This window comes from Propionispora hippei DSM 15287 (assembly GCF_900141835.1).
Lineage (GTDB): Bacteria > Bacillota > Negativicutes > Propionisporales > Propionisporaceae > Propionispora > Propionispora hippei.
This window is the reverse complement of record NZ_FQZD01000005.1, coordinates 17602-29320: the sequence shown is the minus strand read 5'-3', so window position 1 is coordinate 29320 and position 11719 is coordinate 17602. Positions and strand designations below refer to the sequence as shown.

The 11719-nt window shown below is 49.3% G+C and carries 8 protein-coding genes; 2 read left to right on the top strand and 6 right to left on the bottom strand.

All coding sequences use genetic code 11. The annotated features are described in order from the left end of the window. Nucleotides 1–22 precede the first annotated feature (22 nt). Both serC and F3H20_RS02040 read left to right on the top strand, forming a co-directional pair. Entirely contained in the window at nt 23–1111 is a 1089-nt protein-coding gene (gene serC, locus F3H20_RS02045) for a 3-phosphoserine/phosphohydroxythreonine transaminase (protein WP_149733316.1), read from the top strand. A 67-nt stretch (nt 1112–1178) separates the two neighbouring features. Then, entirely contained in the window at nt 1179–1697 is a 519-nt protein-coding gene (locus F3H20_RS02040) for a flavin reductase family protein (RefSeq protein ID WP_149733315.1), read from the top strand. Nucleotides 1698–1728: 31 nt separating this feature from the next. Here the strand turns inward: F3H20_RS02040 and F3H20_RS02035 are convergent, their stop codons facing one another. The 6 genes from F3H20_RS02035 to F3H20_RS02010 all read right to left on the bottom strand — a co-directional run bounded on the left by F3H20_RS02035 (nt 1729) and on the right by F3H20_RS02010 (nt 11690). Next, entirely contained in the window at nt 1729–2409 is a 681-nt protein-coding gene (locus tag F3H20_RS02035) for a DUF2225 domain-containing protein (protein WP_149733314.1), read from the bottom strand. A 99-nt stretch (nt 2410–2508) separates the two neighbouring features. Beyond that, nucleotides 2509–3957 (bottom strand): 4Fe-4S dicluster domain-containing protein, encoded by a 1449-nt coding sequence (locus F3H20_RS02030; protein WP_149733313.1) that lies wholly within the window; start codon nt 3955–3957, stop codon nt 2509–2511. Between the two features lie 320 nt (nt 3958–4277). Next, the gene (locus F3H20_RS02025; RefSeq protein ID WP_188128168.1) at nt 4278–7760 is read right to left on the bottom strand and encodes a bifunctional glycogen debranching protein GlgX/4-alpha-glucanotransferase; all 3483 of its coding nucleotides are present in this window, start codon (nt 7758–7760) and stop codon (nt 4278–4280) included. A 159-nt stretch (nt 7761–7919) separates the two neighbouring features. Further along, nucleotides 7920–9365 carry a glycogen synthase GlgA gene (gene glgA / locus F3H20_RS02020; RefSeq protein WP_149733312.1) on the bottom strand — a complete coding sequence of 482 codons (1446 nt, stop codon included), beginning with the start codon at nt 9363–9365 and terminating at the stop codon, nt 7920–7922. A 2-nt stretch (nt 9366–9367) separates the two neighbouring features. Continuing rightward, nucleotides 9368–10483, bottom strand: coding sequence for a glucose-1-phosphate adenylyltransferase subunit GlgD (glgD, locus tag F3H20_RS02015; protein WP_149733311.1), 1116 nt, complete (start codon nt 10481–10483; stop codon nt 9368–9370). 1 nt (nt 10484) lies between these two features. Beyond that, on the bottom strand, nt 10485–11690 hold the full coding sequence (locus F3H20_RS02010) for a glucose-1-phosphate adenylyltransferase (RefSeq protein ID WP_149733310.1): 1206 nt from the start codon (nt 11688–11690) through the stop codon (nt 10485–10487). Nucleotides 11691–11719 lie beyond the last annotated feature (29 nt).

The following is an 11719-nucleotide window of genomic DNA, read 5'->3' as shown; positions in this document are numbered from 1 at the left end:
GCGAAATCTGGGAGGTATTCTTTTGTCTAACCGAATCATCAATTTTAATGCCGGTCCCGCCGTACTGCCACTCGATGTATTACAGGCAGCCCAGGAGGAGCTCTTAAATTTTAACAATACCGGAATGTCCATCTTGGAAATCAGCCATCGTTCCAAACCGTATGAAGAAGTAAATCGTGAAGCAGAAGCTAACATGAAAGAATTGCTGGGACTGGGCGACGAATATCGCGTACTCTTTCTACAAGGCGGTGCCAGCACACAGTTTGCCATGATTCCGCTTAATTTTCTGACGTCCGGTCAGACCGCCGACTACATCCTGACCGGTGTCTGGTCGGAGAAAGCACTCAAAGAAGCCAAGCTGGTCGGGCAGACGCACATCGCCGGCTCCACAGCGGAAGGCAACTACCGCCGCACGCCACAGCAGGAAGAGATTCAGCTTAGCGACAAGCCGGCCTACGTCCATATTACCTCAAATAACACGATTTACGGTACACAATGGAAAGAGCTTCCTTCCTTTGGTCCGGTGCCGCTCTTTGCCGATATGTCTTCCGATATCTTATGCCGCCCGTTCGATGCATCCAAGTTCTCACTAATCTACGCCGGAGCGCAAAAAAACCTGGGCCCGTCCGGAGTGACTGCAGTCATTATCCGCAAAGAACTGGCGGAAAACAGCCCCAGGACCATTCCCACCATGCTGCGCTACGACACACATGCCTCGACCGATTCGCTCTACAATACACCGCCGACCTTTGCGGTCTATCTGCTTAATTTGGTGCTGCGCTGGATAAAAGCGCAAGGTGGGCTGACCGCTATGGAAGCGCGCAATGTAACCAAGGCCAGGCTGATTTATGACGCAATAGATAGCAGCAACGGCTTCTATCGCGGTCATGCCGACAAAGACAGCCGTTCGCTGATGAATGTCACCTTCCGTTTGCCCAATGAAGAACTGGAAAAAATGTTTGCCGCCGAATCGGTTGCTGCCGGCATGTCCGGTCTGAAGGGACACCGTTCGGTAGGCGGACTAAGAGCTTCTATTTACAATGCGATGCCGGTAGCCGGCTGTCAAACGCTTAGCCAATTCATGAAAGAATTCTGCCGCAAGCACGGTTAACACCTTTACCTGCTATAGGGCAATCAGTGCCCAACAAATTTTCACATTACTCACCAGGAGGCCGCCCATGACGAAAGATGTTGCCTATAATGAATTGAGTGCCAAGGCCGTGGAAACTCTCAGCAAAGGCGCTTTTTTAACTACTGCCTTCGGCGATAAGGTAAATACCATGACGATTGCCTGGGGTTCTATCGGCTTTGCCTGGCAAAAGCCTATTTTCATGGCGATGGTGCGCCCATCCCGCTACACCTTCGATCTTATCGAGAAAAGCAATGAGTTCACCGTAAGCATCCCCTTTAAGGATATGCGCCAGGCCTTGGCCCTTTGCGGCTCCAAGTCGGGACGGGATATCGATAAATTTGCCGCCGCCGGCCTGCAGGCCGTGCCGGCCAAAAAGCTGGCTACACCGCGTATAGCCAATTGCGGCTTGCATTATGAATGCAAGGTCGTTTTCAAACAGCCGATGCAGCCTGACCAGGTCACAGAGGCCATTGCCAATACCTGTTATCCCAGCGGCGATTATCACACGCTCTATTTTGGTGAAATTGTTGCCAGTTACGTAGACGAAACGGAAACTGCCGAATAAAAAAATCCGGTGCCAATGCACCGGATTTTTTTTATTCGACAGAAGCGGCTTGATGCTTCTTGAGGTCACGGGTATCCTGCCAGGCATCCCGTGCCATCTCCAAAATTTTCTTTTCCATTTTCGCCTGCGGATTGGAAACCACCCGGTTATAAAATAGCAAGGCTTCATCCAGTTTATCGGTGCGCCGGAAAAGTTCTCCCAATAAGTACATAAGCTGCACCTCCGACATACCGCCAATCGGGAAACGCTCATAAATCATAGCCTTTTCAAATTGTTCGGCAGCTTTCGCCAAAGCAGCCTGCTCGTCTTCCGCCTGCTCGCCTTCACGGTACAGCCAAGCTAACCGTAAATAAAGCGTTGCCAGCTTGCTTGCCTGAATACCGGCCATCTCACCATAAAAAATCCCCAAACGGTAGGTATTGAACGCCTGTTCGCGGGTTCTTACACCGCTAAAGTTTATATTGACTTTTTTCCCGGCCAAAAACTTTCTTACTTTGTCATGAACGAAACCGCCGAATTCAGTTTCCGGGGCGGCAAAACCACAATGCGGACAAACCCATACATAATAATAGTAAGGGTTGATGCCTTGATAATAAGTGCAAAAATCCGTATCCTGCTTCACCATGGTCAGCCGGCTGCGCACCTTGGTTACCATCACCGCGCCTTCACAGACCGGACAGGTCTTTTCTACTTCATATGTTAATTCCGCCATGTTTTCCCCTCCAACTATACCTTACCACAAATTTCCGGGAGGTCAAGACATATTATTAAGTGGCTCGTCCAGGCAAAGTGGACAAGCCACCGGATCGTATCATTTTCCGGCTAGATTGCCAGACTGCCCCTGAACGGCAAACCGTTCCACCTGCTTAGCCGTTACCCGGCAGTCGGACAGCACTCCCGGGCCATTGACACAGCCGCCGCTGCAGGCCATTCCCTCTACCAGTTCGGCTTTTATCTTACCTCGCTTCACCTGAGTAAGCAGGGTCTTACAGTTTTCCAGACCGTCACACTGTTGGGTAGTAATAGCAGTATTCATCCCCATAGCCGCCGTAGCGCTGATAACCGCTTTAGCCACGCCGCCGGCACAAGCAAATAAATTGCCCTCATAGGTGGCCTGAGTTCCGTAGCCCTCTTCCGGCATATCGGCAAGCTGTACACCGGCCCCTGCCAATATGGCGTCCAGTTCTTCAAAGGTAAGGGAGAAATCAATGATACCGCCTGATTTTTTCGTCTCCATTTTTTTGGCGGTACAGGGTCCGATAAAGACAACAACGGCCGACGGGTCCTCAGCCTTAATTTTTTTCCCCAGCATAACCATCGGTGAAGGTGTTGTAGAAACATGCTCCACTAAATCCGGCATATGCTTCTCTACCATGGCCACAAAAGCCGGACAGCAGGACGTAGTCATAAACTCTTTTGCGGCCGGAACGGCCTCGTTCAGTTCCAGCGCCTCCGCCATAGCCACCGCATCAGCACCGACGGCCACTTCCCGCACTTCATAAAAACCGATTTTTTTCAGGCCATTCACTACCTGTCCCGGTTTTATTTTCACGCCAAACTGACCGACAAAGGACGGAGCCAAAATGGCATACATCCTTACGCCTGAACGCAGTTGCTGGATGACCTGCACAATAAACGACTGCTCGTCAATGGCGCCGAAGGGGCAGGCCAGCTTACAGTTGCCGCAAGCCACGCAACGGTCATAATTGATGCTGACCCGCCGCTCATCGGCCGAATTGATGGCCCCCAGTGAGCATGACCGTTCACAGGGCCGGCCAATTTCAATGATGGCACCATACCGACAGGAACGTTTACAGAGGCCGCACTCAATACACATGGCTTTATCAATATAAGCCCGGTTCTGAATAACCTTAATGGCCTTCTTGGGACAACTGGCAATACAGTTATGAGCCAGGCAATTGCGGCAGGCATCGGTAACAATAAACTTATCAATCGGACATTCATCACAAGCCTCGGGAATGACATTGATCACTGGCATATTAGTCTTATGCTGCTCCAATGCCCGGCGGGCAGCCTCCTGCAGCGGCAGTGTCATATCCTGGCTTAACGCCAAATTAATCCGTTCTTTTAGCACGGCCCTTTCTTTATGGACACAGCAGCGATAGCGTGAGCCATTCTCAGTCACTACGGTAGTCAAAATATCCTGAACCTGTTCCACCAGACTATGTGTAAAGGCCAGGCGTGACAATTCGCTCAACACTTTTCGCCGTATTTGCGTAATTTCCGTCTCATGCAGCATGAAAACATCTCCCGTAACCCATATAATTATAAATCATGTTTTTTGTATACATTATCCTCGACTAAAAAAATCTGTATTCTCAACAGATATCAAATAAGCCGCTTCTTTTCACCACAAGAAGTATAATAGTAAAACTGCACTTTTGTCAAGAAAGATCTGCCTATTAAAGTTAATGGGTAAACCCATTTTTTTCTCAAGAAGGAAAGAATCGCACTTCTTTCCCGTACTGATACTTTTTCAGCCGGCAGACAAGAAAATCACCGGCTCAGGTAAAAAGGCTGTACGACCTTCTGGTCGGTACAGCCTTTCCAAATCCAGCCTCAGCGGTGACAGCGTTCAACCAGAGTGGCCAGCCGCTCTGCCAGCAAGGGAGTCCACGCTTCCTGCCGGCAGCGCCACTGCCAGTTGCCGCCTAAAGTGCCAGGGCGGTTCATCCGTCCCCGGCTATCCAGACATAAAAGATCCTGCATCGGAACAATTGCCGTATTGGCGTTACTCTCATAGGCATACTCGATAAACCGCCAGCAAAAGGTTTCACTATCAGTGCCTTCCGGCAAATCCAGGCAAGTCAGCATGAATTGAACCATCTCCGGCTCCGCGCTTAATGCCTGTTGATACCAGCCAACCGAAGTATCATTATCATGGGTCCCGGTATAAACCGCCGCATTCTGTTCAAATACCGGCGGCATACAAGGTCCTGTCTTATCGCGGTAAAAGGAAAACTGCAGCACCTTCATGCCGGGAAAACCGCAGGCATGTTTTAAATCCTCCACAGCCTTGGTAATCACCCCCAGGTCTTCCGCGATGATCGGCAATGGCCCCAGATACCGTTTAATCGTTTGAAAGAATCCGACCCCCGGCCCCTTAACCCATTTACCATTAGCTGCTGTAAGTTCGCCGTAAGGAATTTGATAATAATTTTCAAAGCCCAGGAAGTGATCAATTCGAATCCGGTCAACCTGTTTTGCCAGTACGGAAAACCTGTCCCGCCACCAGGCGTAGTCGTCTAGCTCCATCCGGGACCAGTCATAATGCGGATTGCCCCAGAGCTGTCCGTCTGCCGTAAACCGGTCGGGCGGTACGCCGGCAATCGTAACAGGCTGGCAGCTTGCATCCAGCTTGAACAAATGACGATTGGCCCATACGTCGGCACTGTCATAGGCGACAAAGATCGGTATATCGCCAATAATCCGAATGCCCCGCTCATTGGCATACCGTTTTAGTCCGCCCCACTGCTGATAAAAAACATACTGGAGAAACAGATGATAATCAATCTGCTTTTTTAACAGTTTCCGGTAGCGTTCGAGCGCCGCCGGTTCACGCAAAGCAATATCCGGCTCCCACTCATTCCAGGCCTTTTGCTCAAAATGATCCTTCAACGCCATAAACAGGGCATAGTCCTCCAGCCAGAAGGAATTCTCCCTGATAAAGTTCCGATAGGTCTGTTGCGGCCGCTGCTGGCTAAATCGGTAAAAAGCCTGGCTCAGCAGCTTTTCTTTACTTACTTTAACGCTCGCAAATTCTACCTGATCGGTAACCGGGAGTTTGTAGGACTCCAGCTCCTCGCTCAATAGCCAGCCCTCTTGGGCCAGCAATTCCGGCGATATGAGCAGCTTGTTGCCGGCGAAGGCCGACAGGCATTGATAAGGAGATTCGCCAAAACCCACCGGATTGAGCGGAAATACCTGCCAAAGCTTCTGCCTGGCGACCGCCAGGAAATCAACAAAAAGATAAGCTTCTTTCCCTAAATCACCGACCCCGTAAGGAGACGGCAAAGAGGTCGGGTGGAGCAAAACGCCGCTTTCCCGGGGAAAGGTGCTTTCCTCCCGTCTTAGCCATACCTGGGCTTCCAATGGTTTAAGCACCATATTCAGCTTTCCTTCGTGCACGGTAATAGGCTCATAATCCTGCAGCAAGCTGGTAAATGTTCCGTACAGATTATCAAGCCGGTCCAGCGTGACCGGAATGGTCCGGCGTGGATTGCGATTGAACAGCACCAGCGCCGCCGCATCCGGTTCGGCCGCGCCAAACACATCGCGGCCATTCTCGATCCGCCGGACATAACCGTAAATATCACCGCTGGCATAAAGTAATTCCCAGGTGCCGGTGGAAAAAACGGGATGCGCTTTACGGAGGGCAATAATTCTCTTATACCAGGCCAAAAGCGCCTGATCTTCCCGCCCCCAGGGATAGGTCCCGCGGTTGTAAGGATCCCGATAACCCTCCAGACCGGCCTCATCGCCGTAATAGACTGCCGGCACGCCGGGAAAAGTCATCTGCCATAAACTAAGCAGCTTAAGCCGGGCCAGTGCCAACTGCCGTTTTTCGCTGTCCAGCCGGAACTTTGCCTGTTTGCCTACGGAAATGGTGTCTCCCGGCGGTGCTTCACCCAGCAAAGTAATAATGCGCGGTACATCATGGCTGCCAATCAGATTCATTAAGGCATAAAAATTTTCTTTCGGATAATTTTCACACAGACTTAACAGCGCACTATGGGTTTCCTCCGCATCCTTAAGCCCCAGCACAAAATCCAATAGGATTGTCCGGAACGGGTAATTCATAACCGAATCCAATTCATCGCCCCATAGGTACTCCCTAAGCTGACTATAGGCAGTCTTGAGCGAAGCATCCTCCCATACTTCACCTATCAGCACATTGTCCGGGTCAATCTGTTTTAAGTGGGTCCGCAGTTTTTTAATAAACGCATCGGGCAGCTCATCCGCTACATCCAACCGCCAGCCCCGAGCTCCTTTTTTCAGCCAGTGCTTCACGACACTGTCTTCGTTTTCAATGATAAAGTCAACGTAGGTGGGTTCCATCTCCCGTACATTAGGTAGTGTGTCAATCCCCCACCAGGCTTCGTATTTCTCCGGATAATCGGTAAAGCGATACCAGGAATAGTACGGTGATTGCGGTGACTGGTAAGCGCCGGTACCGGGATAACGCCCTTCCTTGTTAAAATAGAAGCTGTCACTGCCGGTATGACTGAAAACACCGTCCAGAATAAAGGAAATGCCTCTTTTTTTAGCTTCCCGGCACAACTCTTCAAAAACAGCCTCATCGCCCAGCATAGGATCAATTTGGTGATAATCACCGGTATCATAGCGATGATTACTGGCCGATTTGAATATAGGATTCAGGTAAACCACATCAATGCCCAATTCCTGCAAGTAAGGCAATTTTTTTATAATTCCCTGCAGATTGCCGCCGAAGAAGTCATAATACATGATTTCCTTGGTATCACAATCCCGGACATAGTACGGGACATTACTCCAGTCGGTATGAATCAGACTGTTAGCAGGAGCGCCGCTCACCTGGCCATCTTTGCCGTTATAGAAACGGTCGGGGAAAATCTGATACATCACACTCTGTTTAAACCAGGCCGGTGTTACCGCTCCCTGTTGATAGACCGTTATCTGATAAGACGACGGTGGTTCCCGGTATATCCGGCCACAGCCGCCCTGATTACGCGGATTATTCCCGTAATAATAGGTGCGTTGATATTCTTCGACAATAAAATAATACCATAACAGGCCCGGATTCTCCGGTGCCGTCAATTCACCCTGATAAATGCGGCGCTCCCCGGATTCGTCCAGGAGCTGCATGTCAATTTGCCGTTCTCCTGTCTTATCCTGCCACAACCGCAGTACAACCCTCGTTGGTTCCAGCCAATTGCCGACAGCCAGCCGGATCACGACCTTCGTACCACAAGCCACGGCACCAAAGGGGTTACGAAACTCCATTAAATGAGAATTGTGCAACATCCACTCTTGCTTCACTTGCAGTTCCCTCTCTTTCGGCATACAGTTCCTTCATTACGGCAGCATTTCCACCCCTACCGGAGGATACCGCCGATGCAGCCTTGCCGTCCGATCCTCTCTTATACTTATGCGGGTACAACTTAGATATGCAAGATCAGTCCATCAACGATACATCACCGCCAATGGACTGACACTTACTACTTATAGTTCATGATTGACAAGTTTTTGATAGACATCCAAATACGCCTGAGCCGAAGCATGCCAGCTAAAGTCCTTGGCCATCGCATTGCGAACAATCTTCAGCCAATTTTCCTTATCATAATAGTACCGGATGGCTCTCCTGATGGTAAACAGCATATCATGGGCGTTATAATTATCGAAAGTAAACCCGGTTCCCTGACCAGTTATTCTGTTAAACGACTGTACCGTATCTTTCAAACCGCCTGTTTCGCGGACAACAGGCAGAGCTCCGTAACGCATGGCAATCAACTGCCCAATACCGCAGGGTTCAAATAGCGATGGCATTAAGAACAGGTCTGCACCGGCATAAATCTGATGAGCCAATGCGTCGTCAAAGAAAATGTTGGCCGAAACCCGGTCCGGGTACCGCCAGGCTGCATGCCTGAACAGTTCCTCGTATTTACCCTCACCAGTGCCCAACACCACAAGTTGAATATCTTCCGAACCTAATAATTCAAAAAGAATATTGGCAACCAAGTCGAAGCCTTTGGGGCCGACCAGACGGGACACAATGCCAATAACCGGAATATCAACCCGGGGAAGTCCCAACTTCTCCTGCAGGCTGCGCTTATTCTTCTGTTTCAGTTCCGGTGAGTTGGCATCATAGTGAGTGTGCAGCACTTCATCGGCAGCCGGATCGTATTCGTTATAATCAATGCCATTGATGATACCAATCAACTGCTTCCGTCGATGCCGCAGCAAACCGTCCAGCCCCTCCCCGAAGAAGGGGTATTGTATCTCTTCGGCGTAACTGCGGCTGACAGTGGAGATCAGGTCGGCAAATATCAGGCCGCCTTTCATAAAGTTGACACTGTCATGATATTCGATGCTGCCGTTATTAAAATATTCCCAATCAAGTCCCAAAATATCCGGTACAATCTCTTTGGCGAAACGGCCCTGATACCGCAGGTTGTGAATGGTAAACAATGTTTTCATCTGCTGGTAGAAAGGATTCAAACGGTATTGGGCCTGCAAGAACACGGGAATCAGTGCCGTATGCCAGTCGTGGCAGTGTAAAATGTCCGGCTGGAAATCAAGGACCGGCAGGCACTCAAGCACCGCCCGGCAGAAATAGGTATAGCATTCGGCTTCGTCATGATGTCCGTACGCTGCCGGTCGGCTGCCAAAGTAATATTGGTTATCGACAAAATAACAGGTAATCCCTTCATATTCCAGTTCTTCAATGCCGCAATACTGCTTGCGCCAGCTAACAGCCACCTCCAGGGTTTGTTTAAGAACCATCTGCCGTTTATACTTTTCCGGAATAACACCATGTTTCGGCAATATAACGCGCACATCGACGCCCTGTTTTTTCAATTCGCGCGGCAATGTACCGATCACATCGCCTAACCCGCCGGTCTTAACAAACGGGACTGCTTCAGCTGCAGCAAACAATACTTTCAACACGATTAGATCACCATCCCTTTCTTAATAACAAATGGATAATGGGCATCCCCTCTCAAATGCTTCCCTGCGGCCACTTGAACATCCTTATCGCACACTACGTTTTCTAAAACAGTGCCGGCAGCAATCTCACACTTTTGCATAATGATACTGTTTTTAACATAGGCACCCTCAGCCACTTTGACGCCTCTGAACAGGATGCTATTTTCCACCTTGCCGGCAATCCGGCAGCCACCGGATACCAGCGAATTAGAAGTTTCAGCGCTTTCAAAATACTGAGAGGGCGGTTCATCCTTGACTTTGGTATAAATAAAGCCTTCCCGGAAGAACAATTCCTGCCAGACTTCGGGTTTTAGTAAATCCATGTTATGTTTATAATAGCTTTGCAACGAGTGAATCCGGGCCACATAACCATTATAAGGATAACCGCACATGTTAAGGTTACCGATATTTTTTATAATACAATGTTTAATAAAGTCATAATCGCCATGAGATACGCAGTCCCTGATCAGACTGATCAATAATTTCTTCTCCATAACGAACATTTCCATACAAAGCTTCTTGTTATGAGAAACATGGGGCTTTACCTGCATATCAACGACCCGGCGGTCCTGATCAACCTCGACCATCAGCGACTGACTGGCGTCCTCTTCGGAACAATCCTTTTCACTGTAAATGATAGTGATATCAGCGCCCCTTTTCTCATGGTAATCGATAACCTGCCGGTAATTCATATTGCAGACCGTGATGGCGCCGGAAATAACCACATATTTCTGCCTGTTGCGAATTAAATAGTCCATATTGCTCAAAAAGTTTTCCACATCACCGCGGTGCACCTCGCCGGGATAAGCCGAAGTAGCCGGTGGCAACAAGAACAGTCCGTCCCGTTTGCGGGCCAGATCCCACTCCTTGCCTGAACGCAGGTGGTCCATAAGGGAACGGTATTTATGCTGGATCAGAATACCTACATTGGTAATTCCCGAATTTACCAGATTAGACAGGGGGAAATCAATCAGCCGGTACCGTCCGCCAAACGGTACGCCGGCAGGAGGACGGTATTGTGTCAATTCATGGATATACCCATCCGGATCGTTAAGATTAATAATACCCATTGCATCCATGCTATCGACTCTCCTCTTCGTCGTCTTCCGGTTCCGCCACCGGTTCGTTCTTGTTTACCGCCGTATAGCCGGCAATCACTTCATCGCCGCCAACCATGACAATATCCCGTTCTGTCCCGCGCAGTTCTCCCTCTACCGTACTGCCTTCCTTCAATATCGCCTTTTGACCGATAATAGCTTTATTGAGCGTTACATTGGCTTCAATCTGCACATGGGACATGACGATAGAGTCTTTGATCTTCGCGCCTGATCCGACGTAAACACCGGGGAAGAGGATGGAGTGCTCGACTTCACCAAACACCATGCAGCCTTCGCAGACCATTGACTGTTTTACCTTGGCAGTCGGCGCGATGTACTGTGAAGGATGAGTCGGATTGACCGAATAGATGCGCCAGTCGGAATTATAGATGTCTAACTCCGGTTCAGGCTCCAACAGGTCCATATTGGCTTCCCAGAAGCTGTCCACCGTCCCTACGTCCTTCCAATAGCCGTTGAAGGCGTAGGCAAACATCTTTTGGCCGCCTTTGAGCATCTTCGGAATGATATCCTTGCCGAAATCACGACTGGAAGCTTCATCCTTGCCATCTTCCAGTAAATACTGCCGTAAGACAGGCCAGTTAAAAATATATATCCCCATCGACGCTAAATTGCTTTTAGGGTTTTTGGGCTTTTCTTCAAATTCAATAATACGCCCTTCCTCATTGGTATTCATAATACCAAAACGGTCGGCTTCGTTCCAGGGAACCTCGATGACCGCAATGGTAGCATCGGCATCCTGTTCTTTATGATGCTTAAGCATCAACGAGTAATCCATCGTGTAAATATGGTCACCGGAAAGAATTAATACATAATTGGGTTGGAACATCTCCAAAAAGTTAATATTCTGATAAATAGCATCCGCCGTGCCTCTGTACCATTCCGCTTCCTTTTCCTTTGCATAAGGCGGCAGGACATATACGCCCCCGTCTTTCCGGTCCAAATCCCAGGCACTGCCAATTCCGATATAGCTGTTCAGCGCCAGCGGCTTATACTGTGTTAAGACGCCTACTGTATCAATACCAGAATTATTGCAATTACTTAATGCAAAATCAATAATGCGATATTTCCCGCCAAATGGTACGGCCGGTTTAGCCAATTTTTGCGTTAAAATCCCGAGTCTGCTACCTTGCCCACCTGCTAACAACATGGCTACACATTCTTTTTTCATACCATCGCCCCTTCCAAGTACGTAACCAG